Genomic DNA, 24,027 nt, shown 5'->3' on the forward strand with positions numbered 1-24,027 from the left:
GGCCGTTCGGGATTTCGGCCCCGGTCAGATCCAGTCAGATCCAGCGCGTGAACCAGATCCGCTGCAGCCACTCGGAGTGGGTGATCAGCTGGTCGGTCCACACCGGCCAGAACCACGCGAACGCCAGCACGACCAGCACGACGTAGGACCCCGCGATCACGACGCCGGTCGTACGCCGAGGGGTCGGCACGTTGGACGGGCCGACCATGCTCCCGAGGGCCAGCGTCAGGCCGAGCACGAGGAACGGCAGGCAGGCCATCGCGTAGAAGATGAAGATCGGCCGGTCGTCGTACAACAACCAGGGCAACCACGTCGACCCGACCCCGACCACGGCGACCCCGAAGCGCCAGTCGCGCCCGCCCAGCCAGCGGACGGCGGCAAAGGCCAGGGCAAGTGAGCCGGCCCACCAGATCAGCGGGTTGCCGAGCAGCAGCACCTGTCGCAGGCAGCTGGAGCCCGCAGGTGCCTCGCAGCCCATCGTGCCCGGCTGGATGTCGAGCTGCGCGTCGACTCCGACGGGACGGCTCATCAACAGCCAGCCGGCGGGCTTGGAGGCATAGACGTGCGTGCTGTCGTTGAGGAAGTGGGAGTGGAAGGCGTAGACGTCCTGGTGGTAGTGCCCGAGCGAGCGCACCGACTGCCACACCTCACCGACGCCGCTGGCATCGGGTTCGTTCGCCGTGGGCCAGGCCTTGCCTCCGCCGTGGGTCGTGTACTGCGTGTTGCTGAGCGTCTCCTCGTATTCCGCGGCATTCATCATCCAGCCGGTCCAGGTGCTGACGTAGACCACGAGCGCGACCATCACCAGGCTGCCGAACGCGATCGGGCCGTCGACCAGGAGCGCCTTCACCAGCGCCGAGCGGTCCCCGAAGGACCGACGGGCGCCGTAGTTCCACGCGGTCAGCAGCAGACCGAACGCCGCAAGGGGGAACAGAGCCGTCCACTTGGTGCCGACGGCGAGCCCGAAGCTCACCCCGCCCGCCACCAGCCAGGGTCTCAGGAGCGCCCGCGTGGCGCCCTTCGCCAGCCGCGCGCGGAACCACTGTCGGTCCGCGACGACACAGTGGACCCCCAGCAGGATGAAGAAGGCGAGGAAGATGTCGAGGAGAGCAAGCCGCGACAGCACGAGGTGCAGGCCGTCCAGTGCGAGCAGGAGCCCACCCACCAGACCGAGCGCGGTCGAGCCGCTCACGCGGCGCACGAAGCGACACATCAGCAGCACCATCAGCGAGCCCACCACGGCGGCGCCGATGCGCCACCCGAAGGGGTCCATGCCGAAGGCGTTCTCACCCAGCGCGATGATCCACTTCCCGACCTCGGGGTGGACCACCATCGAGGGAGTGTCCTGCCACAGGCCGGTCGGGCTTCCGTTGAGGATCGTCTTGTCCGCGTCCTCGGCGTAGGTCCGCACGTAGCCGTGGTTGAGCATCGACCACGCGTCCTTGGCGTAGTACGTCTCGTCGAAGCTGAACTGGTGCGGAGTGCCGAGCTTCCACCAGCGGAGGAAGAAGGCCAGCCCGGTCAGCGCCAGTGCCAGCGTCCAGCCGACGAGCGGGTCCTCGGTGCGCCACCGCGGACGGGCGCGTTCCTGCGCCGAGGGCACCTCGCTGCCCGCGGCGGTGCGCGAGAGGCCGACGGCGGCGGGAGCAGACACGAGGCGAACTCTAGAACGTCGAGGTCGAAGGCCCTGACATGATCGGAGCATGTCCGACACAGGGTCCACCCCAGGAGTCCTGGTTCTGGCCGCGACCCCCATCGGGCAGACCGGCGACGCCCCGCCCCGCCTCGCCGCCGAGCTCGCCGGCGCCGACGTGATCGCGGCGGAGGACACGCGCAGGTTCAAGCGGCTCACCAGCGAGCTGGGCATCACCCTCACCGGCCGGGTCGTGTCCTACTTCGAGGGCAACGAGTCGGCGCGCACCCCGGTCCTCCTGGCGGCGCTGCTGGCCGGGGAGCGGGTGGTGCTGGTGACCGACGCGGGGATGCCGAGCGTCTCCGACCCGGGCTACCGTTTGGTCGTCGCAGCGGTCGAGCACGACATCTTGGTCACCGCTGTCCCCGGCCCGAGCGCCGTGCTGACCGCCCTCGCCGTGAGCGGGCTGCCCGTGGACCGGTTCTGCTTCGAGGGGTTCCTGCCACGCAAGGCGGGAGAGCGGAGCCGCCGGCTCTCCGGACTGCTCCGGGAGGAGCGGACCATGGTCTTCTTCGAGGCGCCCCACCGCACCGCGGCTGCGCTCGCCGCCATGGCCGAGTCCTGGGGTGGCGACCGCACTGCCGCGGTGTGCCGCGAGCTCACCAAGACACACGAAGAGGTACGCCGCGGATCGCTCGCCGACCTCGTCGCGTGGGCCGCTGAAGGTGTCCGCGGAGAGGTCACCATCGTCGTGGCCGGTGCTCTCGCACGGGCCGAGGTCGGCAGCGACCCGGAGTCGCTGCGTGCCGCCGTGGCCGAGGAGGAGGCCGCGGGGGCGACCCGCAAGGAAGCCATCGCGGACGTGGCTCGCAGGTCTGGCGTCCCCAAACGAGAGGTGTACGACCTTGTCCACAAATGAGTCCACCCATGAGCCGACGAATGGGTCCACGAGCGAGCCCACCCGCGTCCGGGCAGCGACCGAGGAGACGTCCGGGGCGCGCCGGGACCGGGAGCGCCCACCCGCGCCCGACCCGCTGCCGCTGCCCGTCGTCGACAACCACTGCCACCTCGACATCGCCGACGGGGAGTGGCTGGCGACCCGCGAGGCCATCGAGCTCGCGACGAGCGTCAACGTCCGGCGCATCGTGCAGATCGGGTGTGACCTGCCGGGCGCTCGGTGGGCCGTCGCCGCGGCTGCCGAGCACCCGGAGCTGATCGCCGGGGTCGCGCTGCACCCCAACGAGGCGCCCCGCGTGGACGACCTCGACGTGGCGATGGCCGAGATCGAGGAGCTGGCCGGCGCTCACGACAAGGTGCGCGCTGTGGGAGAGACGGGACTCGACCACTTCCGGACGGGTGCCGATGGTCTGGCCGTGCAGCAGGAGAGCTTCCGGCGGCACATCGACCTGGCCAAGCGGCTCGACAAGACCCTGGTGGTCCACGACCGCGACGCCCATGCCGAGGTCCTGCAGATCCTCGATGAGGAGGGTGCGCCTGAGCGTTGGGTGATGCACTGCTTCTCCGGCGACGCGGACTTCGCCCGCGCGTGCCTGGACCGGGGCGCGCACCTGAGCTTCGCGGGCACCATCACCTTCAAGAACGCCTCGAGCATCCGCGACGCGCTGGCGATCACCCCCCTGCACCGGCTCCTGGTCGAGACGGATGCGCCGTTCCTCGCCCCCACGCCGTACCGCGGGCGGCCCAACGCGTCCTACCTCGTCCCGCACATCGTCCGGGCGATGGCGGAGGTCCGGGGCGACGAGCTGGAGGGCCTGTGCCACGCCATCGACGTCAACACCGAACAGGCCTTCGGCGGGGCCTGGTAGGGGGCGAGCAGGGGGCGAGCAGGGCGAGACCCTGGTCACCTGGGCCACCCAATTCTGCCATTCGACTTTGAACCACCCCGCGTGCCCGTTATCGTCTTGTGATTGTTGGCCGGGATCGGAAATGATCCGCCAGCGCCCGGAGGGCGGTATGAGCCTCTCCGCGAGTCCCCGCTCGCACCCCGTTCCGCCACCCCCGGCGGTTTGAGAATGCACGTGGGCGCGCTGACGTTCCGAGGCCCGGGAAGTACGACGTTCGGAATACCTTGCGCGCACGTATCGCACTCCTCAGCAGGTCCACAGCACTCCTGGCAACCCTCGTGGCCGCCATCGTCGTCGCCATCGGTGGCTCGACCTTGGGCTACGCAGCCCTCACCAGGTCGGTGACCCTGTCCCTCGACGGGCAGACGAAGACCGTGGACGCCAGCGGCGACACCGTCCGCGACGTCCTGGCAGCCGAAGGCATCGAGATCACCGACAAGGACCTCGTCGCACCCTCGCTCGACGAGACCGTCGGTGACGGGACCCGGATCTCGGTCCAGTTCGGCCGTCCGCTCGAGCTGAGCGTCGACGGCGAGGAGCGCACCTACTGGGTCAACTCGATCGACGTGGCCAGTGCTCTGGGCGAGGTCGGCCGCGGCTTCTCCACCTCCGACCTCTCGATGAGTCGCGACGCCACGATCTCCCGCAGCGGGACCCGCCTCGAGATCACGACGCCGAAGAGCCTCGAGGTCAAGGTCGGCAAGCAGCGGGTCGAGAAGCACAAGATCACTGCCCTGACCGTTGCCGAGGTCTTCGAGGAGCTCGGCGTCAAGGTCTCCAAGCACGACCAGGTCAAGCCCCGGCTCGGCTCCGAGGTCGCCGACGGCGACACGATCGTGCTCACCGACATCCGCATCGTCACCAAGCGGGTCAAGAACGAGTCCGTCGACTTCACCACCGTCGAGCGCGCAGACGCCTCGATGTACGAAGGAGAGGACGAGGTAGCCCGAGCCGGTCGCCCCGGCCTGCGCGACGTCACCTACAAGCTGACCGTGCGCAACGGCAAGACCGTCGCGACCCGGGTCGTGACGTCCGACGTCGTCCGCAAACCGGTCAACGCGGTTGTCAAGGTCGGCTCCAAGGAGAAGCCGGAGCCTGTGAGCTCCACCAACTTCGCCGGCGGGAGCACGGTCTGGGACGCGCTCGCACAGTGCGAGTCCGGCGGCAACTGGGCGATCAACACCGGCAACGGCTACTACGGCGGGCTCCAGTTCAGCCTGGGCACCTGGCAGGCGTACGGCGGCACCGGCCTGCCCAGCAACGCCTCGCGGGAGACCCAGATCGCCGTTGCGACCAAGCTGCGCGACGCTTCCGGTGGGTATGGCGCATGGCCGTCCTGTTCGAGCAAGCTGGGCCTGCCCCGCTGACCACCGCCCGCTGTAACGCCGGGTTATCTTCTCCACCCACCCTGTTGAAACAGGGGTAGAACAGCGATTAACCCGGCGTTACAGCCGCCGCATAGGCTCCCACCATGACATCCCCTTCCGCCGGTCCGAGACTCCTCGGGCCGGCGGAAGTGCGAGCACTGGCCGCTGCGTTGGACCTGCGTCCGACCAAGCAGCGTGGTCAGAACTTCGTCATCGACGCCAACACCGTGCGCCGCATAGTCCGCGACTCGGGGATCGAGGCCCACGACGTCGTGCTGGAGGTCGGGCCAGGTCTGGGATCCCTGACCCTGGGCCTGCTCGAGGTCGCGCAGCGGGTGGTGGCGGTCGAGATCGACCCGTTGCTGGCCGAGCGCCTCCCGGCGACCATCGCTGAGTTCGCCCCGGAGCACGCGGACGCCTTCGAGGTGGTGCTGGGCGACGCCATGCGGATCGAGGAGATCCCCGGCCCGCCGCCCACAGCGCTGGTGGCGAACCTTCCCTACAACGTCTCGGTCCCGGTCCTGATCCACATGCTCACCCTCCTGCCGTCGCTCGAGCGGGGGCTGGTGATGGTGCAGGCCGAGGTGGCCGACCGGCTGGCCGCCGGACCCGGGTCGAAGGTCTACGGCATCCCGTCGGTCAAGGCCGCCTGGTTCGCCGACGTGCGCCGTGCGGGCGCGATCGGCCGCAACGTCTTCTGGCCTGCGCCCAACGTGGACTCCGGCCTGGTCGCGTGGACGCGGTGCGACCCGCCGTCCACCACTGCGACGCGCACGCAGGTCTTCACCGTCGTGGATGCCGCCTTCGCGCACCGCCGCAAGCAGATCCGCGCGGCACTGCGTCCGTTGGCGGGCTCGAGCGAAGCGGCCGAGCACGCCCTGGAGCAGGCGGGCATCGACCCGACGGCTCGCGGCGAGGTCCTGACCGTCGCCGACTTCGCCCGGATCGCGGAGGGCATGCCGTGGTGACCGCTCTCCGGTCTCCGGTGTCCGTCTCGGTCCGAGCCGCCGCGAAGATCAACCTGCATCTGGGCGTGGGAGCGGTGCGTGAGGACGGCTTCCACCCCCTCGAGACCGTCTATCAAGCGATCGGGCTCTACGACGACCTCACGATGACCGCCCATCACCACACGGGCATGGTGCTCGAGACGGCCGACTACATCGACCCCGCAGACATCCCCTCGGCTTCGGAGAACATCGCCATCCGCGCGTTGGAACTGGTCCGTGCCCACACCGGGAGCGACGGCCAGGAACACCTCAGTCTGGTGAAGTCCATCCCCGTGGCCGGTGGGATGGCCGGCGGCTCGGCCGACGCCGCAGCGGCCCTGCTCGCCTACGACCGCCTGCACAACTGCGGCCTGACCGACGACGTCCTCCTCGGGCTCGCGGCGGAGCTCGGCAGCGACGTCCCGTTCTCGCTCGTCGGAGGTACGGCGCGTGGTCGCGGCCGCGGTGAGCTGGTGCAACCCCTCGACGACCGGGGCACCTGGTGGTGGGTGGCCGTGCCCTCGAAGGTCGGTCTGTCGACGCCGGACGTCTATCGGCACTTCGACCGACTCTTCCCCCACGCGCTGGCCGAACCGGCCGCCCCGGACGACCTGTTGTCCGCGTTGGCCAGCGGCGAGCCCCTCCGACTGGCTCGCGCCTTGCACAACGACCTCCAGGCGCCGGCGATCGACCTGCGCCCGGAGCTCGGCACCCTGATCGAGCGGGGCGAGAGGGAGGGCGCCCTGCGCGGCCTCGTCTCCGGCTCCGGTCCGACCTGCGTCTTCCTGTGCGACTCCCTCGACGGGGCGCACGCGGTCGTTGCCGGCCTGCATGGCGCAGGGCACGACGTCGTACTCATCGCGAACGGCCCTGTGGCCGGCGCACATCTCCTGGAGCTTCCCTGATGGCCAACCTGATCAACCTCGAAAAGGTCTCCAAGGCCTACGGGATCCGACCATTGCTGAGCGAGGTCTCGCTCGGCATCAGTGTCGGGGAGCGCATCGGCATCGTCGGCCGCAACGGCGACGGCAAGACCACGTTGCTCGAGGTGATGACGGGGCTCGAGGAGCCCGACGCCGGCCGGGTCTCGATGAACCGTGGTGTCGAGATCGGCTACCTCCACCAGGGCGACGAGCTCGTCGACACCCACTCCGTGCGCGAGGCCGTCCTCGGTGGGCGGGCCGACCACGAGTGGCTGGCGGACTCGACGATGCGCGGGGTCGTGACCGAGCTGCTCGCCGGGATCTCGCTGGACCGGCCGGTGCTGGGGTTGTCGGGTGGCGAGCGTCGCCGGTGCTCCTTGGCCGCCCTGCTGCTCGGTGAGCACGAGCTCATCGTCCTCGACGAACCGACCAACCACCTCGACGTCGAAGCCGTCGCCTGGCTCGCCCACCACCTGGTGGCCCGCTCCTCGGCGCTGGTGGTCGTCACCCACGACCGCTGGTTCCTCGACGAGGTCTGCCAGACGACCTGGGAGGTCCACGACGGCGTGGTCGACTCCTACGAAGGCGGCTATGCCTCGTTCGTGCTGGCCAAGGCCGAGCGGCAGCGACAGGCGGGTGCCTCCGAGCAGCGCCGCCAGCAGCTCGTCAAGAAGGAGCTCGCGTGGCTGCGGCGAGGTGCCCCCGCGCGGACGGCCAAGCCGAAGTTCCGCATCGATGCCGCCAACCAGCTGATCGAGGACGTACCGCCGCCGCGTGACCGCCTGGAGCTCCAGCGCTTCGCCGCTCAGCGCCTGGGCAAGGACGTCATCGACGTCGAGCACGCCGACCTGTCCCGGGGCGAGCGGAAGCTGCTGACGAATGCCACCTGGCGCCTCGGACCCGGCGACCGGGTCGGCATCGTGGGCGTCAACGGTGCCGGCAAGACGTCGGTGCTGTCGCTGATCGCGGGGGACCTGTCGCCGACGGCCGGCCGCGTCAAGCACGGCCGCACGATCAAGATGGAATACCTCACCCAGGCCATCGACGAGGTGGACCCCGACGGTCGCGTGCTCCCGACGATCGAGGCCATCGCTCGCGTCACGCGCACCGCGACCGGGTCCGAGATCACGGCGACGTCCATGCTCGAGCGTTTCGGCTTCACCGGCGACAAGCTCACGGCTCGCCTGGGCGACCTGTCGGGTGGCGAGCGCCGACGCTTCCAGCTGCTCAAGCTCCTGCTCAACGAGCCCAACGTGCTGCTGCTCGACGAGCCCACCAACGACCTCGACATCGACACCCTCAACGTCCTCGAGGACTTCCTCGACGGCTGGCCCGGGACCCTGATCGTGGTCTCGCACGACCGCTACTTCCTCGAACGCGTGACCGACTCGGTGTGGGCGCTGCTGGGCGACGGCCAGATCTCGATGCTGCCGCGCGGAGTGGACGAATACCTCGAGCGCAGGGCTGCCGGCCTCGACGCCGTGCCCGCCTCCGCGCCCACCAGCGGCGCCGACCCCACGTCGTCGAAGAAGGCCAAGGCCGGATCGGCGGGGGAGCGCGAGGCACGCAAGGCCATCGCACGCCTCGAGAAGCAGCTCTCGCGCGTCCTGGCACGCGAGAAGGCCCTCAACGACGAGATGGCTGCCCACCTGACCGACTACGACAAGCTGGCCGACCTCGGCAAGCAGCTCAGCTCAGTGCAGGCCGAGAGGGACGTCCTCGAGCTCGAGTGGCTCGAGGCCTCCGAGGTGCTGCAGTAGGTCAGCTCTCGGGCGGGCTGAACGGCTCGAGCAGGGTGCGCAGCAACGAGGCCAGGGTGGTCCGGTCGCCGGCCGGGAGGGCTGCGAGGAGCTCGGCCTCGGCGGCGAGCAGCGCCCCGAAGGCGCCGTCGACCGCGAGCTTGCCCTCGGGGGTGAGCCGCACGAGCACGCCGCGGCGGTCCCTGGGGTCAGGCAGCCTCTCGACGAGGTTGCGGCCGGCGAGGCGGTCGACGCGGTTGGTCATGGTGCCGCTCGTCACCAGGGTCTCGCGCAGGAGACGACCGGGGGACAGCTCGTACGGCGCTCCGGCTCGCCTCAGGGCTGCCAGCACGTCGAACTCCCACGACTCGATGTCGTGCGCGCTGAAGGCGTCACGCCGAGCGAGATCGAGGTGGCGCGCCAGCCTGCTGATCCGGCTGAAGACCTCGACGGGCCCGAGGTCCAGGTCGCTGCGCTCGCGGGCCCACGCCTCGACCAGGCTGTCCACTTCGTCGCGCATCCCCGCAGTCTGTCAGATGCGTCGAGAATCTTGACATCGAGATAGTTTGGGCGCAGGATATATCTTGACATCAAGAGACTTGACGAGAGGCCCCCGACGTGCCGCACTCCTGGGATCCCCAGCGCTATCTGACGTACGCCGATGAGCGAGGTCGCCCCTTCGTCGACCTGCTCGCCCGGGTCGGTGCCAGCGCGCCGACGACCGTGATCGACCTCGGCTGCGGGCCCGGAAACCTCACGCAGCTGCTCGCCGAGCGCTGGCCGGACGCCCGCGTGAGTGGACTCGACTCCAGCACCGAGATGATCACCGCGGCGCGAGCGAGCGGTGGGGCCGACATCGAGTGGGCGGTGGCCGACCTGCGCGACTGGACCGCGCCCGAGCCGGTCGACGTGCTCGTCTCCAACGCGACCCTGCAATGGGTGCCGGACCATCTCTCGCTGCTGCCACGTCTCGTCGACCAGGTCGCTCCAGGCGGCTGGTTCGCCTTCCAGGTGCCAGGCAACTTCGACGAGCCGAGCCACACCATCCGCACCGAGATCGCCGGCCGTGCGCCGTACGACGAGCTGACCCGGGACGTGGCAGTCCCGTCCAGCCATGACCTGCGCGACTACTTCGAGGCCTTGGCATCGTTGGGGATGCGCGTGGATGCGTGGGAGACGACCTACCTGCACGTGCTGACGGGGGAGGACCCGGTCTTCACCTGGGTTTCCGGGACGGGCGCGCGACCGACGCTCCAAGCGCTTCCGCCGGACCTGCGGGCGGACTTCGAAGCGGAGTTCAAGCAGCGGCTCGCCGATGCCTACCCCGTCCGCGACGGCCGGGTGCTGCTGCCGTTCCGCCGCATCTTCGTGGTGGCGAGCAAGCCATGAGGCTGCATCACGTGCAGGTCGCCTGCCCCGTCGGCGGCGAGGACGTCGCCCGCCGGTTCTATGCCGAGGGGCTCGGTCTCACTGAGGTGGCGAAGCCTGCCGCGCTCGCCGGTCGGGGTGGGGCGTGGTTCCGCTCGCCCGCTGGCGCGGAGATCCACGTCGGGGTCGAGGAACCGTTCGCTGCGGCGCGCAAGGCTCATCCCGCGCTGTTGCTCGCGGACGTCGCCACTCTCGAGGCGGCCGCAGCACGCCTGGTCGACCTCGGGTTCAAGGTCGACTGGAGCCAGCGCGACTCGTTCCCCGGACATGTGCGGTGCCACACCTTCGACGGCCACGGCAACCGGGTCGAGCTGCTGGCGGAGGCGTGATCCTGTTACTCGCTGGTAATATGTCCCCATGAGCCAGGTCCAGAAGCTGTGGAACACCACCGCAGCCATCCCCGTCATCGGCCAGCGCGTCTTCTCCGCGGCGTTCTCGCAGAAGGCGCCCTACTTCGCCACGATCCGGCCGCGGTTCACCGTGGTCGAGCCCAATCACGTGGAGCTCGTCATCCCCAAGCGGCGCCGGGTGCACAACCACATCGGCACCGTCCACGCGATCGCCCTGTGCAACGGGCTCGAAGCGGCCATGGGCGCGCTGGCCGAGGTGAGCATCCCGAAGGGCAAGCGCTGGATCCCCAAGGGCATGGACATCTCCTACACCGCCAAGGCGACGAGTGACATCACCTGCATCGCCGAGACCGACCCCGAGCAGTGGACCAGCGACAACCCCGACATCAGCGTCCGGGTCCGCGGCGAGCGCGAAGACGGTGTCGTGGTGATCGAGGGTGTCATCAAGCTCTGGGTGACCGAGAAGCGCTGAACGAAGTGAAGCGTTTCGGCGCTGAGCGCTAGATCCCGGCACCGCCGGTGTTCTCGCCGCCCTGCATGTTGCCGACCCGGGTCAGGTCGAGCGGGCTGCGTTCCCCGACGAACTTGCGCTGCACCCAGGTCGCAAGCCACGTCAGGAGCAGGTTGACCAGCACGTAGATCCCGCCGATGACGAAGATCACTGCGACATGGTTGTTGAAGTTCTGGTAAAGCGGCTTCACCAACGCGGTGAGTCCCGGCGCGAGGATGTAGTAGCCGAGGCTGGTGTCCTTCAGTGCTACCACCATCTGGCTGATGATCGCGGGAATCATGATCTTCACGCCCTGCGGCAGCAGCACCTCCCTCATCACCTGCGACTTGCGCATGCCGATGGCATAGGCCGCTTCGCTCTGGCCCTTCGGCACGGCGAGCACGCCGGCCCGGAAGACCTCGGCCAGCACCGACCCGTTGTAGAGCATGAGCGCCAGGACCACCGACCAGTAGGCCCGGCTCGAGGTGTCGCCGACGCCGGAGAAGATCGCGAAGAACCCCAGGATCATCAGCATCAGCACCGGGACGGCCCGGAAGAACTCCACGACCACCCAGCTGATCCAGCGCACCGGACGGTGGTCGGAGAGCTTGCCCACCCCGAAGATCAGTCCGAACACGACGGCCGCGACGATGGAGAGCGCTGCCATCTGGAGGGTCTTGAGCAGGCCGTCGACCAGGATGGCCTCGATGTAGCGCGGCGTGACGAACGGCTCCCACTTCTCAGCGGTGAGTTGGCCAGTCGCCCAGAGCCGCCACAGGGCGAAAGCCACCAGGGCAGCGATGGCGACCGCGGTCAGGATCGCGTAGAGGCGGTGGCGCGCGACCGTGCGAGGTCCGGGGGCATCGAAGAGGACGCTCTGGGCGCTCATGCGATCCTCCAACGACGCTCGAGAACGATGGCGACCGCCGAGATGAGCTCGACGAGGATGATGTAGCCCAGCGCGATCACGATGAAGATCTCCCACCGGTCGCCGGCGTTGTTGTTGGTGAGTGCCCGCATGCGCGACACCGCCTCGGCCACGCCGAAGACGGCCGCGACGGAGGTGTTCTTGACGAGCGCGATCATCGTCGAGGCCAGCGGCGGGACCGAGGCCCGCACAGCCTGTGGCAGGACGACCTGTCGCATCCCGCCGGCGAACGTGAGGCCGATCGCGCGAGCCGCCTCGGACTGGCCGAGCGGCACCGCGTTGACGCCGGAGCGCAGCGCTTCGCACACGAACGTCGACGTGTAGAGCGACAGGGCGGCGACCGCTGCCCCGAAGAACGAGGTGAAGTCGAACGGCCCGATGTGGACGTCGAGCCACTTGAAGTTGATGCCGAGCTTCGGTCCGGCGATCACGAAGAACAGGAACACGATGAGCAGCGGTGTGTTGCGCACCAGGGTGACATAGGTCGCGGCTGCCTTGCGCATGACCGCGACGGGGCCGACCCGCATGGCCACCAAGAAAGTCCCGAGTGCCAGCGAGAGGACGGCGCTGATGAGGAAGAGCGCGATCGTGTAGCCGAAGCCCTTGAGGATCAGGTCGAGGTTGTCGAGGACCGCCTGCACGAGCGGCACACCTCCTTCACGGTGGTCGAGCGGAAGTAGAGAGGACGGATCAGGGGTGACGCACGGAGCGAAGCGCCAGGACGGGGACGGCCGAGAGGCCGCCCCCGTCTCGGATCACATCAGGACTCGCAGGAGTCCATCTCCGGGAAGTCGGGAGTGTCCACGCCCGACGGACCGAGAGTGGACTCGAACGCCGCCTCCCAGTCACCGTCCTCGTTGGCCGCGGTGATCGTGTCGACGATCCACTGGCACATCTCGGTGGCTTCCTTGGGGTAGCCGACTCCGATGTTCTCCTCGGAGAACTCCTCGCCGACGACCTTGAGCTCGCCCTCGTTCTGCGCGGCCAGGCCGGCCAGGATCGTGCCGTCGGTGGTCATCGCGTCGACCGAGCCGTCCAGCACCTTCTGTGCGCAGTCCGAGTAGGTGTCGAGCCCGACGCCCGTGGCGCCCTCGGCCTCGATGTTCTCGAGCGAGGTGGACCCGGTGACCGAGCACACCTCGATCCCCTTGACGTCCTCGACGCTCTCGATGTCGCTGTCCGACTTCACCAGGATCTGCTGACCCGTGACCAGGTAGGGGCCGGCCTGACCAACGACCTGGCGACGCTCGTCGGTGATGGAGTACGACGCCAGCACGAGGTCGACGGTGCCGTCCTGGAGGAACGGCTCACGGTTGTCGGAAATGGTCTCGACGAACGTGATGTCGTCCTCCGCGATGCCCAGGTCGGCGGCGAGGATCTTGGCCATCTCCACGTCGAAGCCGGTGGGCGTGTCACTGGCGGCGTCCTTGAAGCCGAGTCCCGGCTGGTCGAACTTCACGCCGATCTTGATGGAGCCTGCCTCGGCCAGCTCCTTCATCCTGGTGCCGTCCTCGAACTCCGAGGCAGCGTCCTCCTTGACCTCGATCTCCGGGCCCTCGCTGTCGCTGCCCGCGTCGCCGCAGGCGGCCAGGCTGAGCGCGAGGCCGAGACCGGCCACCACTGCCTTCGTACGGATGAATCGCATCTGTATCTCCCTTGTGTGTGGAACTTGCCGAGAAAAACGTCTCAGTGCTTGAGGATCTTGCCGAGGAAGTCCTTGGCGCGATCCGACTTGGGGTTCGTGAAGAACTCCTCGGGGGTGCCCTCCTCGACGATCGCGCCGTCGGCCATGAAGACGACCCGGTCGGCGGCGGTGCGCGCGAAGCCCATCTCGTGGGTGACCACGACCATCGTCATCCCCTGCTTGGCGAGGTCGACCATGACGTCGAGGACCTCCTTGATCATCTCCGGGTCCAGGGCCGAGGTGGGCTCGTCGAAGAGCATCACCTTGGGCTCCATGGCGAGGGCGCGGGCGATCGCGACGCGCTGCTGCTGGCCGCCGGAGAGCTGGGCGGGGTACTTCTCGGCCTGGTGCTCCACGCCGACTCGATCGAGCAGCTCGCGTGCCTTCTTCTCCGCTTCTGCCTTCTTCATCCCGCGGACCTTGATCGGGCCGAGCGTGACGTTCTCGAGGATCGTCTTGTGGGCGAAGAGGTTGAAGCTCTGGAAGACCATGCCGACCTCGGCGCGGAGCTTCGCCAGCTCCTTGCCCTCCTGGGGCAGGGGCTGGCCGTCGAGGGTGATCGTGCCCTCATCGATGGTCTCGAGCCGGTTGATGGCACGGCACAGGGTCGACTTGCCCGAGCCCGAGGGCCCGATGACGACGACCACCTCGCCCTTGGCGACGCTCAGCTCGATGTCCTTGAGGGCGTGCAGCTGTCCGAAGTGCTTCTGCACCCCGCTCAGGACGACGAGCGGCTCACCTCGACCCGCAGTGCGGGGTTCATGCTCCAGCGCGGTCATGTGCGCAACCTATCCGTACGTAGCCCGTTCGGGCCATCACCCATGGTCACCTTGTGCCAATCGTGACCAGCGCAGAGTTCGCTAGAGGGTTCGCACCGTGGCGGCGTCGGGGTCCCAGCGACGCAGCTCGACCAGCCGAAGGGTCATGTCCTCGTGCCCCAGGACGCGGAGAGCCGTCGGAACGTCCGCGCGCGGCACTCGTCTGGCGAGGGTCACGTGCGGGAGCCAACCGGGGTGCTGCCTGTGCGGCACGTCGGTGAGCAGGGTGAGTACGGCGCTGGTGACCTCGTCGGGAACGTCGAGGATCCGAACGATGGAGACCCGGCTGCCGCCGAGCAGCGCCAGGCCTGAGGATCGCGCCAGGACCGGCAGCAGCGGCGCCAGGTGTCGCAGAGCGTGCTCGTCCTTGTCGGCGTCCAGGGTCTCGGCGGTGAGGACGGTGACGTGCGGCGTGTTGGTCATGCCCTTGTGGTCCAGTTGCGAGGGCAGGCCGGCGTCTCTCAGCGCCTGCCAGTCGTGAAGGACGGCGTCGCGCCCCTCCTCGTCGGGCAAGAGCTCAAAGGCGTGGAGGCGGGGCATGGTGCGAGGTGAGGACCTCGTCGGGCAGGACCTGCTCAACCCCTGCGTGCGGCCTTGCGGGAGGCGACCGAGGTGCCGTCCCAGACCCGCACCCAGTCGACCTGGGCGGTCTGGCCGATCTCGTCGGCCGTCAGGTCCGCCAGCTCGTAGTCGGAGGCGAGCATCGAGAGGACGAGGTACTGGCGAGCCTGGGAGACGGCGTTGGTCTCGCGGTAGTACTCGCGGCCGTCGACGCGGAAGATGTAGGCCTCGGGGGTCCACTCCACGGAGAAGACGTGGAACTCGTCCCACCAGCTGGCGCCGTCGCTCAGCGACTGACGGGCGTCCTTGAAGAGGCCGCCGTGCTTCATCGAGACCCAGCCGGCCTCGTAGTAGTAGACGAACGAACCGATCGTCTCGCGGCCGCCCGGGGTCTCGCCGAAGAACTCCATGACGTCGATCTCGGTGCCCGCTGCCGCGTTGCCGTCGGTGAACTTGCTGCCCTCCGGCAGCATCCAGAAACCGGAGTGCATGCCCTTGGCCTGCTGGGGCTTCATCCGGGCGGCAGCGATGCCGTGGCTGAACGCGTAGGTGTTCTCGGTGGCGACCTGGCTGGTGAGGAGGAACGACTGCTCGCCGGCACCGGTGTCGGTTGTGTACTGGCAGCGCTGGTCGAGCCGCTCGGGGTCGAGCGCCAGGCCGAGGTGCATCACGCCGGACTCGACGCGGTGGGCGGCTGCGTCGGTGCGGGCACAGGTGCGGGCGGCGTACACGCTCTCGTGCTCGCGACGCTGGTCGCCCCAGATGCTGGAGCTGACGGCCGCGTCGGAGAAGGTGTCCTCGAAGGTCGGGGCCCAGGCCCGCGAGACGACGGTGCCGGTGACGAGCTCGTGGCCCTTGTCGGTCTCGGTGCGGGCCCGGTAGGTCCCGGGCTGCGTCGCGAAGGCCGCGGAGCCCCAGGCGTCCTGGCGCTTGCGGGCGACCTGGCGCCAGTCGCCACCCGTCTTGCGCTCCAGCAGGACGGTGCGGCCGATGCGGGCCGGGTCGAACGTGGCGACGACCTGGCCGGCGTTGGACGGAGCTGCGGGCGAGGTGCCCGGCTGCACGACCGGCGGCAGCGCGACGAGGGTGCCGCCGCGGACGACGGTCGTCTCGTTGGGCTTGCGCTTCGACTGCTCGGCCTTCTCGGCCTGGGCAGGCGCCATGGGGAGGGCCAGGGCGACGGCGAGACCGAGGAAAAGGCCTGTCCGCAAGAACCGTGCGCTCATGGTGACTCCCGGGGGGTAGGAGTGGTCCCACGTGGGACCGGGTGGAACTTCCAGGAGTTTGAACTGGGGGGGTCCGACTGGAAGTTGTTACCATTCTGTGGGTGTGCTGTGGCTCACGTGGGGTTTTGTGGAAATTCCCTCAAAGTGGTCTTTACCTTCTGCGCCGGAGCCCGCCGGGACAGCGATTCGGGGGGCCTGCGCGGGGCGCCGTACGCTGGACCACGCCATGAGCACCGCCACCCAGACCCAGCCGCGCACCTACGAGGTCCGGACCTACGGGTGCCAGATGAATGTCCACGACTCCGAGCGGCTGACGGGGTTGCTCGAGGACGCCGGCTACGTCGCCCACACCGCGGGTGAGCTCGCCGACGTCGTGGTCTTCAACACGTGCGCAGTCCGGGAGAACGCCGACAACAAGCTCTACGGCAACCTGTCGCACCTCGCGCCGATCAAGGCCGCCAACCCGGGGATGCAGATCGCGGTCGGCGGCTGCCTGGCGCAGAAGGACCGTTCGACGATCACCAGCAAGGCGCCGTACGTCGACGTCGTGTTCGGCACCCACAACATCGGCTCGCTCCCCGCCCTGCTCGACCGTGCGCGGTCCCAGCAGGAGGCGCAGGTCGAGATCCTCGAGTCGCTGTCGGTCTTCCCCTCGACGCTGCCCACCAAGCGCGATTCGGCGTACGCCGCCTGGGTCTCCATCTCCGTGGGGTGCAACAACACCTGCACGTTCTGCATCGTCCCCGCGTTGCGCGGCAAGGAGAAGGACCGGCGACCGGGCGACATCCTCGCCGAGGTCGAAGCGCTGGTGGCCGAAGGCGTCATCGAGATCACCCTGCTCGGGCAGAACGTCAACGCCTACGGCGTCGAGTTCGGTGACCGGCAGGCATTCTCCAAGCTGCTCCGCTCCTGCGGCGCGATTGACGGGCTCGAGCGGGTGCGCTTCACCTCGCCGCACCCGGCCGAGTTCACCGACGACGTGATCGAGGCGATGGCGGCGACGCCCAACGTCATGCACCAGCTGCACATGCCGCTGCAGTCGGGCTCGGACCGCGTGCTCAAGGCGATGCGTCGGTCCTACCGCTCCTCGAAGTTCCTCGGCATCATTGAGCGCGTCCGCGCCGCCATGCCGGACGCTGCGATCACCACCGACATCATCGTCGGCTTCCCCGGGGAGACCGAGGACGACTTCCTCGCGACGCTGGAGGTCGTCCGGCAGGCCCGCTTCTCCGGCGCCTACACGTTCCAGTACTCCCCGCGCCCCGGCACTCCGGCCGCGACGATGGCCGACCAGGTCCCGCCGGAGGTCGTCAAGGACCGATACCTCCGCCTGGTCGAGGTCGTCAACGAGATCGCGTGGGACGAGGGCAAGGCGCTGGTCGGCCGCTCCGTGGAGCTGATGGTCGCCGAGGGCGAGGGCCGCAAGGACGCTGCCACCCACCGGCTCTCCGGTCGAGCCCCCGACAGCCGACTCGTGCACTTCAACCCCGCCGGTGCCCCCGACGTGCGCCCCGGCGACATGGTCACCACCGAGATCACCTACGCCGCGCCGCACCACCTCGTCGCCGACGGTCCGGTCCTCGCCGTACGCCGCACGCGGGCCGGCGATGCGTGGGAGCAGCGCACCTCAGCGCCTGCCGCGCCCACCGGCGTCACGCTGGGCATGCCGGGTGTCGGTGCACCCGCGCCGCTGCCGCCGGCGCCGGTCTGCGGCTGACCGATCTGCAGACAGCGGTAGTCCACTGCCAGCTGGTGGCACTGAACTACCGCTGTCATGTCAGGGGCACTCCGGGCAGCGGGTCTGCGTCCCCGACCAGCCACGTCTCGCCAGCACTGCGGCCGTCCGCGCTGCTGTGGAGCACTGGTCGCCATACACCTGTCGCCAGCCGAGACGGAGAGTGATCTTGTCGTCCGACACTGCGGCCAGGTCTCGTGACAGGTCCCGGTCGTGCGCCTGTGCGGTGCCGTGCGTCGCGCGTCCGTCCAGCTCGACATAGACCCCGAAGGCCTCGTAGGCGACGTCGCGATACACCTTGCCTGTCGGAGTCACCTCGGCCAGCTGACGAGTGCCGACCGGAAGCCCGTGGGCTCGCTCCACTCGGTGGAGGTAGCCGTGCTCCAGCACCGAGTGGGTGCCGTCGCAGATGTCGGACAGCACGCGCACCAGGAAGTCCCGTCGAGCGATCCTCGTCCGTGCCTCCAGCGCCGCCAGGATGCGAGGACCCGTCGTCAAGCGGGCGGACACTGCGTCGGTGAGGACGCCCACGGCAGCAAAGTCGGTCGGTGCGCGAGCCGCGACGTCGAGCAGGGCATGCTCGATGCGCACCGTCGGCGGCGAGGTGTTGCGCCTCACCTTGGCGTCGACGTCCCCCAGCCGGTGGACGACGAGCCAGTCGACCGGGGAGATCACCCGACGATCTCGATCGATCGCGACATGGATGACCGACTCGTCGCGATGGGTCCGGCCGGGTCCCTCGACGGCTCGTAGGGCCGACTCATGGCACAGGACCGAGTCGCCGCAGTGAAGGACGGCCGCCCAGGCACGTTGGAGCCACGTGGGTTCACCGGTGTGGTTGACGTAGACGCCAGGGAGCAGGAGCACCCACGCCAGGCGGCGCAGCTGACGACGAATCTCGTGCGGACTGATCCCGGCATCGAGGGCCTGCGTCCGGGAGATGACACCGTGTTGCAGCGACAGGCTCCGGGCTACCTCGTCGGCGGGGGTCTCGTCAGGCGCGCTGCTCATCCGGCAAGCCTGTGGTGGCCGACCCCGGACCGCCACCGCGAAGATCCGGCCTGTGGACAACGAGATGGCGGTAGTCCGCTGCCACCAGGTGGCAGCGGACTACCGCTGTCACCTCAGGCCGGAGGCTCGACCGAGCCGTCCTCGGCCTCCTGGCCGGCGGCGGGGTCGTCGTCGTTCCCCGTTTCAGCGTCGTCGGCCTTGCCCTCCGGTGCTTGGGACTTCTCGTCGTCGGGCGCGGCGATCTCGTCAGGCACCTCGTCATCGATGGCCGGGTTGTCCTCAGGGTTGAGGTCCCGCGCGAGGTTCTGGTCGAACTCGTTCTCCGGGACGGCGTCGGCGCCGCCCGGGTTGGGTTCCTTGTCCTCGATGACGGGGTCCGGCTTCGGGCCGAGATCGTTGTCCATGTGTCCTCCGGGTGTGTCAGGTGTGGAATCCGTGGGTCAGATATCGCTGCTGGGTGCCCAGCTGGCTGAGGGCGAAGGCTTCGTGCGGCACCACCGGGTCGGGCAGGTCGCCGAGGGGGCACCAGCGCAGCTCGGCGCACTTGTCGGCCTCGACGATCCTCGGCTCGCCCGTCCAGGAACGGGCGGTGAAGAAGAAGTCCACCCGCTCGTCGATCGGCTCACCGCCCTGCGTGCGCTGCATCGTGAACTCGAAGGAGAGGTCCACGTCGGTGATGCCGAGCTCCTCGGTCGCTTCGCGCTGTGCTGCTGCGAACGCCGTCTCGCCCCGCTCGACGTGTCCCGCTGCGGCGGCAGCCCAATGCCCGTCCATGTAGGTCGTGCCTGCGCGCAGCTGGAGCAGCACCTCGGGCCCTCGGGTCGCGTCGTCGCGAAGGAGATAGACGTAGGACGCGGGCACCACCACGAAGCTCACGTCCGACAACCTAGCCGCAGCTCAGGGGCGGGGTCCCCCGGTGGCCGGGTTGCCGGGGTCGGTCGGGATCCCGGGGCCGGCAGGCGCGGGCTCGGTGACCGGCTCGGTCGGGACGATCGGCGGGAGCGGCTCGCCGGGGGAGGAGGGCTCGGTGGTCGCGACCTCGTCGTTCTGCTTGTCCAGGACGTCGTCCAGGAAACCCATGTGGTCCTCCGTGATCGGTGCGGCCCGCGGGTGGGCCGTGGCTCTTTGGGACACTACCGACCATGTCCGCTGAGTCCCACCCCGTGATCGTCGCGATCGTCGGAGCGACGGCTTCGGGCAAGACCGGACTGAGCCTGGACCTGGCGGAGCGCCTCGGCGGAGAGATCGTCAACACCGATGCGATGCAGGTCTATCGAGGCATGGACATCGGTACGGCGAAGCTCCCGCCCACCGAGCGCAGGGGGATCGCCCACCACCTCCTCGACCGGCTGGATGTCACCGAGACGGCGACGGTCGCCGACTTCCAGGTCTGGGCGCGCGAGGCGATCGCCGAGATCCGGGCCCGGGGCAACACGCCCGTGCTGGTGGGCGGCAGCGCGCTCTACACCCGCGCGATCCTCGATCGCTTCGAGTTCCCGGGCACGGACGAGTCGGTCCGTCGCGAGCTCGAGGAGGAGCTCGCCCGCGCTGGTCACGTCGCCCTGCACCAGCGACTGCGTGACCTCGACGCGGAAGCCGCAGCGAAGATCCCGCGGGAGAACGGCCGCCGGATCGTTCGCGCCCTCGAGGTGATCGCGCTGACCGGCCGGCCCTACTCCGCCAGTCTCCCCACCCCGACGTACGCCGACCCACGCACGGTGCAGATCGGCGTCGACATCGACCGGCCGACCCTGGACGCACGCATCGCGACACGGGTGCGACAGATGTACGCCGACGGGCTGGTCGAGGAGGCCGAGCGTCTCGACCTCCGCTTCGAGCGGGCGCGCACCGCGAGCCGGGCCATCGGCTACCACGACGCGGCAGCCCACCTGGGTGGTGAGATCACCCGGGACGAGGCCATCGCCCGGACCCAGGCAGCCACTCGGCGCTTCGCCCGGCGGCAGGACGGCTGGTTCCGCAAGGACCCGCGAGTGTCGTGGGTGCGCTTCGACGACCCGGACCGGGTGGAGCACGCACTCAGGGAGGTGGCCGCTCTCGACAGATCGCAGACTCCGGAGCAAGGTGGTCCTCTCTGACCTTCCGGGAGGTTCTCCATGCGCGTCACCCCTGCCCTCACCAGTGCTGCAGCCACCTCGGCCCTCGTCGCCGGGTTCCTCGTGGCGACACCCCCAGCATCAGCCGAGGGGTCGACGGCCGAGCGGGCCGCTCGTCCCACCGCGAAGATCCCGACCGCGGTGGGCAAGGGCGGCGCCGTCTCCACGGTCGACCCGGAGGCCAGCGCAGCGGCTCTCCGGGTGCTGAAGAAGGGCGGCAACGCCGCCGACGCCGCGATCGCTGCGGCGGCCACGCTGGGTGTGACGGAGCCCTACAGCGCCGGCATCGGCGGCGGTGGCTACTTCGTCTACTACAACGCGGAGACGGGCAAGGTCGCCACCGTCGACGGTCGCGAGACCGCCCCGCGCAACATGCCGACCGACGCCTTCATCGACCCCGCCACGGGCAAGCCCTACAACTTCACCCCTGAGCTCGTCACCAGTGGCGTCAGCGTCGGCACACCCGGCACGCCGGCCACCTGGCACCGCGTCCTGAAGAGGTGGGGCACGCTGACCATGGCGCAGGCGTTGAAGCCGGCGATCAAGGTGGCGACCCGCGGCTTCGTCGTGGACGAGACGTTCCGCCAGCAGACCCTCGACAACCAGGAGCGGTTCGAGGCCTACCGCGCGACCAGGAAGCTGTTCCTGCCCGGAGGGGACGCGCCCACGATCGGGACCATCTTCCGCAACCCCGACCTCGCGGCCACCTACGCCGACCTCGGCGACCGCGGCCTGCGGGCCTTCTACCGCGGCAAGCTGGCCAAGCTGATGGTCGACATCGTCCGCGACCCGCGCACGACCCAGGGCACCGACCTGCCGGTGCCGCCCGGCCACCTCTCGCGCAAGGACCTCACGAAGTACACGGTCCGCAACCAGTCGCCGACGAAGATCTCCTACCGCGGCCACGACGTCTACGGGATGGCCCCGTCCTCCAGCGGTGGCTCCACCGTGGGCGAGGCGCTGAACATCATGGAGCGCACCGACTTCACCGGCAAGACGCCCGAGCAGGTGCTGCACACCTACCTCGAGGCCGGCGCACTGGCCTTCGCCGATCGTGCCAAGTACGTCGGCGACCCCCGCTTCGTGGGCGTGCCGCTGCGGGCCCTCCTGAGCGACAAGTACGCCGCCGACCGGGCCTGCAACATCGACCCCGACAAGGCCTCGACGAAGCCCGTCGCGGCCGGTGACGCTTCGGCGTACGACGGTGTGTGCCCGGCCCCAGCCGCGCGCGGAACGGTCGACACCGACACGGAGAACATCTCGACGACCAACCTCACGGTGGCCGACAAGTGGGGCAACGTCGCCGAATACACCCTCACCATCGAGCAGACCGGCGGCTCCGGGATGGTGGTCCCGCGCCACGGCTTCCTCCTCAACAACGAGCTGACCGACTTCTCGACCGTCTACAACGAGGCCGACCCCAACCGGATCCAGCCGGGCAAGCGGCCGCGCTCCTCGATGAGCCCGACCATCGTGCTCAAGGACGGCAAGCCGTTCCTGGCGCTCGGCTCGCCCGGCGGCTCGACGATCATCACCACGGTGCTGCAGATGATCGTCAACCGGATCGATCTGGGCATGACGATCGAGCAGGCCATCGCGGCTCCGCGGGCGGCCCCGCGCAACACCGCAAACGTGACCGCCGAGCCGGAGTTCATCACCGCCTACGGTCCGGTGCTGACGGCCCGAGGCCACAAGTTCGTGCCAGCCGGCGACGCGTTCACCAGTGCTTCGCAGATCGGGGCGGCGACGGCGATCGAGTTCGGTCCGGGCGGGAGGCTCACGGCCGTCTCGGAGCCGGTCCGGCGCGGTGGCGGCTCGGCGCGCGTGGTCGACCCGAGGTAGTCGACGGTGGCGACGATCTACTACACGGGTTGCTCGCTCGACGGCTTCATCGCCACGCCCGACCACTCGCTGGACTGGCTCTTCTCCCGCGACATCGACCAGGCGGGGCCGATGAACTACGCGGGGTTCCGGGAGGGCATCGGCGCCTGCATCATGGGTGCCACGACGTGGCAGTGGATCCTCGACCATGACGACGACCCGTGGGGCGACCTGCCGACGTACGTCCTGACACACAGGACTTTTGAGCCGGTGGCTGCAGTGACCTTCACTGCCGATCCCGTCGAGCACGTGCACGCCGCGGCAGTGGAGCGCGCGGGTGACAAGGATGTGTGGCTGGTCGGCGGCGGGGACCTCGTGGGGCAGTTCCATGACCAGGGACTGCTCGACGAGGTGTGGGTGCAGTTCGCTCCCGTGACCCTCGGCGCCGGGAGCCCGGTCCTGCCGCGGCACGTGGAGCTGAGGCTGGAGGAGGTCGCGCGCAACCGTGACTTCGCCTGCCTCCGACACAGCGTGGTCAAGCCTGCGACACTGGAGCAGTGACCTACCGCTTCCTCAAGGGCCACGGCACCGAGAACGACTTCGTGCTGCTGCCCGACCCCGACGGCTCGGTCCACGGCGACCTGTCGGCCGAGCGGGTGCGGGCGCTGTGCGATCGCCGCTCCGGGATCGGTGGTGACGGCGTGCTGCGCGCGGTGCGGCAGGGCGGCCGGTGGTTCATGGACTACCGCAACGCCGACGGCTCCATCAGCGAGATGTGCGGCAACGGGATCCGCGTCTTCGCGCGCTACCTCCTCGAGCACGAGGGCGAGTCGTCGCCTCTTGAGGTCGACTCACGCGACGGCGTCAAGACCATCACCCGCGAGGGCGACGCCTTCACGGTCGACATGGGCTCGCCCCAGGTCTTCGAGAAGACGTTGGTCGGCGTCGACGGCGTCAGCCACCCCGCTCTGCACGTCTCGACGGGCAACCCCCACGCCGTGGCCTTCGTCGACTCGCTCGACGCGGCCGGCACGTTGCTCGAGGAGCCCGACGTCGACCGGGCGATCTATCCCGAGGGCGTCAACGTCGAGTTCGTCGTACGCCGAGGGGCGCACCACGTCGCCATGCGCGTCCACGAGCGGGGGTCCGGCGAGACCCGCTCCTGTGGCACCGGCGCCTGCGCCGTGATGGTCGCCTCGGCCCTGGCCGACGACGCTCCTCGCGGGACGACCTATCGCGTCGACGTGCCGGGCGGCAGCCTCGAGATCACCTGGACCGAGGACGACCGGATGCTGATGACCGGTCCCGCGGTCCTCGTCGCCGAGGGCACCACCGACCTCTGAGCATC

General features: G+C 69.4%; 26 protein-coding genes. 14 read left to right on the top strand and 12 right to left on the bottom strand.

The genetic code is table 11. From position 1 onward, the window contains the following. Positions 1-34: 34 nt before the first annotated feature. Positions 35-1,654 carry a dolichyl-phosphate-mannose--protein mannosyltransferase gene (locus VNJ48_RS17880; RefSeq protein WP_325604579.1) on the bottom strand — a complete coding sequence of 540 codons (1,620 nt, stop codon included), beginning with the start codon at positions 1,652-1,654 and terminating at the stop codon, positions 35-37. A gap of 49 nt (positions 1,655-1,703) precedes the next feature. Between VNJ48_RS17880 and rsmI the strand changes: the two genes are divergently transcribed. The 6 genes from rsmI to VNJ48_RS17910 all read left to right on the top strand — a co-directional run bounded on the left by rsmI (position 1,704) and on the right by VNJ48_RS17910 (position 8,534). After that, positions 1,704-2,552 carry a 16S rRNA (cytidine(1402)-2'-O)-methyltransferase gene (gene rsmI, locus VNJ48_RS17885; protein WP_325604581.1) on the top strand — a complete coding sequence of 283 codons (849 nt, stop codon included), beginning with the start codon at positions 1,704-1,706 and terminating at the stop codon, positions 2,550-2,552. Next, positions 2,539-3,459: a TatD family hydrolase gene (locus VNJ48_RS17890; protein WP_325604583.1), complete on the top strand. Its 921-nt coding sequence runs from the start codon at positions 2,539-2,541 to the stop codon at positions 3,457-3,459. Before rsmI ends, VNJ48_RS17890 begins: the two co-directional genes overlap by 14 nt. A 263-nt stretch (positions 3,460-3,722) precedes the next feature. Next, positions 3,723-4,865, top strand: a complete 1,143-nt coding sequence (locus VNJ48_RS17895; RefSeq protein WP_325604585.1) for a transglycosylase family protein — start codon at positions 3,723-3,725, stop codon at positions 4,863-4,865. A 104-nt stretch (positions 4,866-4,969) separates the two neighbouring features. After that, positions 4,970-5,833: a 16S rRNA (adenine(1518)-N(6)/adenine(1519)-N(6))-dimethyltransferase RsmA gene (gene rsmA / locus VNJ48_RS17900; protein WP_325604587.1), complete on the top strand. Its 864-nt coding sequence runs from the start codon at positions 4,970-4,972 to the stop codon at positions 5,831-5,833. Continuing rightward, on the top strand, positions 5,830-6,756 hold the full coding sequence (locus VNJ48_RS17905; protein ID WP_325604589.1) for a 4-(cytidine 5'-diphospho)-2-C-methyl-D-erythritol kinase: 927 nt from the start codon (positions 5,830-5,832) through the stop codon (positions 6,754-6,756). The genes rsmA and VNJ48_RS17905 overlap by 4 nt, the downstream gene beginning before the upstream one ends. Further along, entirely contained in the window at positions 6,756-8,534 is a 1,779-nt protein-coding gene (locus tag VNJ48_RS17910; RefSeq protein WP_325604590.1) for an ABC-F family ATP-binding cassette domain-containing protein, read from the top strand. Before VNJ48_RS17905 ends, VNJ48_RS17910 begins: the two co-directional genes overlap by 1 nt. Before the next feature lies 1 nt (position 8,535). Here VNJ48_RS17910 and VNJ48_RS17915 read toward each other — a convergent pair whose 3' ends face one another. Further along, positions 8,536-9,033 carry a MarR family winged helix-turn-helix transcriptional regulator gene (locus VNJ48_RS17915; RefSeq protein ID WP_325604592.1) on the bottom strand — a complete coding sequence of 166 codons (498 nt, stop codon included), beginning with the start codon at positions 9,031-9,033 and terminating at the stop codon, positions 8,536-8,538. Between the two features lie 98 nt (positions 9,034-9,131). Between VNJ48_RS17915 and VNJ48_RS17920 the strand changes: the two genes are divergently transcribed. Genes VNJ48_RS17920 through VNJ48_RS17930 form a run of 3 tightly spaced genes read left to right on the top strand, consistent with a single transcriptional unit; the run spans position 9,132 to position 10,763 of the window. Next, positions 9,132-9,902, top strand: coding sequence for a trans-aconitate 2-methyltransferase (locus VNJ48_RS17920; protein ID WP_325604594.1), 771 nt, complete (start codon positions 9,132-9,134; stop codon positions 9,900-9,902). Further along, positions 9,899-10,270 carry a VOC family protein gene (locus VNJ48_RS17925; RefSeq protein ID WP_325604596.1) on the top strand — a complete coding sequence of 124 codons (372 nt, stop codon included), beginning with the start codon at positions 9,899-9,901 and terminating at the stop codon, positions 10,268-10,270. The genes VNJ48_RS17920 and VNJ48_RS17925 overlap by 4 nt, the downstream gene beginning before the upstream one ends. Before the next feature lie 28 nt (positions 10,271-10,298). Beyond that, the gene (locus tag VNJ48_RS17930; protein ID WP_325604598.1) at positions 10,299-10,763 is read left to right on the top strand and encodes a hotdog fold domain-containing protein; all 465 of its coding nucleotides are present in this window, start codon (positions 10,299-10,301) and stop codon (positions 10,761-10,763) included. 28 nt (positions 10,764-10,791) lie between these two features. On the opposite strand, the gene VNJ48_RS17935 is transcribed toward VNJ48_RS17930, so the two are convergent. The 6 genes from VNJ48_RS17935 to VNJ48_RS17960 form a co-directional block, all read right to left on the bottom strand. Next, complete coding sequence (locus VNJ48_RS17935) at positions 10,792-11,670, bottom strand: amino acid ABC transporter permease (RefSeq protein ID WP_325604600.1); 879 nt, start codon at positions 11,668-11,670, stop codon at positions 10,792-10,794. Then, positions 11,667-12,359: an amino acid ABC transporter permease gene (locus VNJ48_RS17940; RefSeq protein ID WP_325604602.1), complete on the bottom strand. Its 693-nt coding sequence runs from the start codon at positions 12,357-12,359 to the stop codon at positions 11,667-11,669. Before VNJ48_RS17940 ends, VNJ48_RS17935 begins: the two co-directional genes overlap by 4 nt. A 110-nt stretch (positions 12,360-12,469) precedes the next feature. Then, complete coding sequence (locus VNJ48_RS17945; protein ID WP_325604604.1) at positions 12,470-13,354, bottom strand: glutamate ABC transporter substrate-binding protein; 885 nt, start codon at positions 13,352-13,354, stop codon at positions 12,470-12,472. A gap of 41 nt (positions 13,355-13,395) precedes the next feature. Continuing rightward, entirely contained in the window at positions 13,396-14,172 is a 777-nt protein-coding gene (locus VNJ48_RS17950; RefSeq protein WP_325604606.1) for an amino acid ABC transporter ATP-binding protein, read from the bottom strand. 81 nt (positions 14,173-14,253) lie between these two features. Then, positions 14,254-14,751, bottom strand: coding sequence for a 2'-5' RNA ligase family protein (locus VNJ48_RS17955; protein WP_325604608.1), 498 nt, complete (start codon positions 14,749-14,751; stop codon positions 14,254-14,256). A 35-nt stretch (positions 14,752-14,786) separates the two neighbouring features. Next, complete coding sequence (locus VNJ48_RS17960) at positions 14,787-15,998, bottom strand: glycoside hydrolase family 16 protein (protein WP_325604610.1); 1,212 nt, start codon at positions 15,996-15,998, stop codon at positions 14,787-14,789. Positions 15,999-16,224: 226 nt separating this feature from the next. Between VNJ48_RS17960 and miaB the strand changes: the two genes are divergently transcribed. Further along, a complete protein-coding gene (gene miaB / locus VNJ48_RS17965) occupies positions 16,225-17,715 on the top strand; it encodes a tRNA (N6-isopentenyl adenosine(37)-C2)-methylthiotransferase MiaB (RefSeq protein ID WP_325604612.1) in 1,491 nt (496 codons plus the stop codon). Between the two features lie 60 nt (positions 17,716-17,775). Here the strand turns inward: miaB and VNJ48_RS17970 are convergent, their stop codons facing one another. From VNJ48_RS17970 to VNJ48_RS17985, 4 genes are all read right to left on the bottom strand, one after another. Continuing rightward, entirely contained in the window at positions 17,776-18,744 is a 969-nt protein-coding gene (locus VNJ48_RS17970) for a hypothetical protein (protein WP_325604614.1), read from the bottom strand. A 113-nt stretch (positions 18,745-18,857) separates the two neighbouring features. Beyond that, on the bottom strand, positions 18,858-19,148 hold the full coding sequence (locus tag VNJ48_RS17975; protein ID WP_325604616.1) for a hypothetical protein: 291 nt from the start codon (positions 19,146-19,148) through the stop codon (positions 18,858-18,860). 16 nt (positions 19,149-19,164) lie between these two features. Further along, positions 19,165-19,620 (bottom strand): NUDIX domain-containing protein, encoded by a 456-nt coding sequence (locus tag VNJ48_RS17980; protein WP_325604618.1) that lies wholly within the window; start codon positions 19,618-19,620, stop codon positions 19,165-19,167. A 21-nt stretch (positions 19,621-19,641) separates the two neighbouring features. Beyond that, positions 19,642-19,824 (bottom strand): hypothetical protein, encoded by a 183-nt coding sequence (locus VNJ48_RS17985; protein ID WP_325604620.1) that lies wholly within the window; start codon positions 19,822-19,824, stop codon positions 19,642-19,644. 62 nt (positions 19,825-19,886) lie between these two features. Here VNJ48_RS17985 and miaA point away from each other — a divergent pair, with 62 nt between their 5' ends. Genes miaA through dapF form a run of 4 tightly spaced genes read left to right on the top strand, consistent with a single transcriptional unit; the run spans position 19,887 to position 24,022 of the window. Next, positions 19,887-20,840: a tRNA (adenosine(37)-N6)-dimethylallyltransferase MiaA gene (miaA, locus tag VNJ48_RS17990; RefSeq protein WP_325604621.1), complete on the top strand. Its 954-nt coding sequence runs from the start codon at positions 19,887-19,889 to the stop codon at positions 20,838-20,840. An 18-nt stretch (positions 20,841-20,858) separates the two neighbouring features. Further along, a complete protein-coding gene (gene ggt / locus VNJ48_RS17995; RefSeq protein WP_325604623.1) occupies positions 20,859-22,700 on the top strand; it encodes a gamma-glutamyltransferase in 1,842 nt (613 codons plus the stop codon). A 6-nt stretch (positions 22,701-22,706) separates the two neighbouring features. Further along, complete coding sequence (locus VNJ48_RS18000) at positions 22,707-23,240, top strand: dihydrofolate reductase family protein (RefSeq protein ID WP_325604625.1); 534 nt, start codon at positions 22,707-22,709, stop codon at positions 23,238-23,240. Beyond that, positions 23,237-24,022 (top strand): diaminopimelate epimerase, encoded by a 786-nt coding sequence (gene dapF / locus VNJ48_RS18005; RefSeq protein WP_325604627.1) that lies wholly within the window; start codon positions 23,237-23,239, stop codon positions 24,020-24,022. Before VNJ48_RS18000 ends, dapF begins: the two co-directional genes overlap by 4 nt. The last annotated feature ends 5 nt before the right edge of the window (positions 24,023-24,027 follow it).

The sequence above is a fragment of the Nocardioides sp. genome (genome assembly GCF_035576065.1).
Classification (GTDB): domain Bacteria; phylum Actinomycetota; class Actinomycetes; order Propionibacteriales; family Nocardioidaceae; genus Nocardioides.

Excerpts from the sequence above, each read along its gene's own strand:
- VNJ48_RS17925 (WP_325604596.1), top strand. The coding sequence starts at position 9,899 with ATGAGGCTGCATCACGTGCAGGTCGCCTGCCCCGTCGGCGGCGAGGAC.
- VNJ48_RS17915 (WP_325604592.1), bottom strand. The coding sequence starts at position 9,033 with ATGCGCGACGAAGTGGACAGCCTGGTCGAGGCGTGGGCCCGCGAGCGC.
- ggt (WP_325604623.1), top strand. The coding sequence starts at position 20,859 with ATGCGCGTCACCCCTGCCCTCACCAGTGCTGCAGCCACCTCGGCCCTC.
- VNJ48_RS17970 (WP_325604614.1), bottom strand. The coding sequence starts at position 18,744 with ATGAGCAGCGCGCCTGACGAGACCCCCGCCGACGAGGTAGCCCGGAGC.
- VNJ48_RS17910 (WP_325604590.1), top strand. The coding sequence starts at position 6,756 with ATGGCCAACCTGATCAACCTCGAAAAGGTCTCCAAGGCCTACGGGATC.
- rsmA (WP_325604587.1), top strand. The coding sequence starts at position 4,970 with ATGACATCCCCTTCCGCCGGTCCGAGACTCCTCGGGCCGGCGGAAGTG.
- VNJ48_RS17960 (WP_325604610.1), bottom strand. The coding sequence starts at position 15,998 with ATGAGCGCACGGTTCTTGCGGACAGGCCTTTTCCTCGGTCTCGCCGTC.
- VNJ48_RS17955 (WP_325604608.1), bottom strand. The coding sequence starts at position 14,751 with ATGCCCCGCCTCCACGCCTTTGAGCTCTTGCCCGACGAGGAGGGGCGC.
- VNJ48_RS17975 (WP_325604616.1), bottom strand. The coding sequence starts at position 19,148 with ATGGACAACGATCTCGGCCCGAAGCCGGACCCCGTCATCGAGGACAAG.
- VNJ48_RS17935 (WP_325604600.1), bottom strand. The coding sequence starts at position 11,670 with ATGAGCGCCCAGAGCGTCCTCTTCGATGCCCCCGGACCTCGCACGGTC.
- VNJ48_RS17930 (WP_325604598.1), top strand. The coding sequence starts at position 10,299 with ATGAGCCAGGTCCAGAAGCTGTGGAACACCACCGCAGCCATCCCCGTC.
- VNJ48_RS17985 (WP_325604620.1), bottom strand. The coding sequence starts at position 19,824 with ATGGGTTTCCTGGACGACGTCCTGGACAAGCAGAACGACGAGGTCGCG.
- miaA (WP_325604621.1), top strand. The coding sequence starts at position 19,887 with ATGTCCGCTGAGTCCCACCCCGTGATCGTCGCGATCGTCGGAGCGACG.
- VNJ48_RS17950 (WP_325604606.1), bottom strand. The coding sequence starts at position 14,172 with ATGACCGCGCTGGAGCATGAACCCCGCACTGCGGGTCGAGGTGAGCCG.
- VNJ48_RS17945 (WP_325604604.1), bottom strand. The coding sequence starts at position 13,354 with ATGCGATTCATCCGTACGAAGGCAGTGGTGGCCGGTCTCGGCCTCGCG.
- miaB (WP_325604612.1), top strand. The coding sequence starts at position 16,225 with ATGAGCACCGCCACCCAGACCCAGCCGCGCACCTACGAGGTCCGGACC.
- rsmI (WP_325604581.1), top strand. The coding sequence starts at position 1,704 with ATGTCCGACACAGGGTCCACCCCAGGAGTCCTGGTTCTGGCCGCGACC.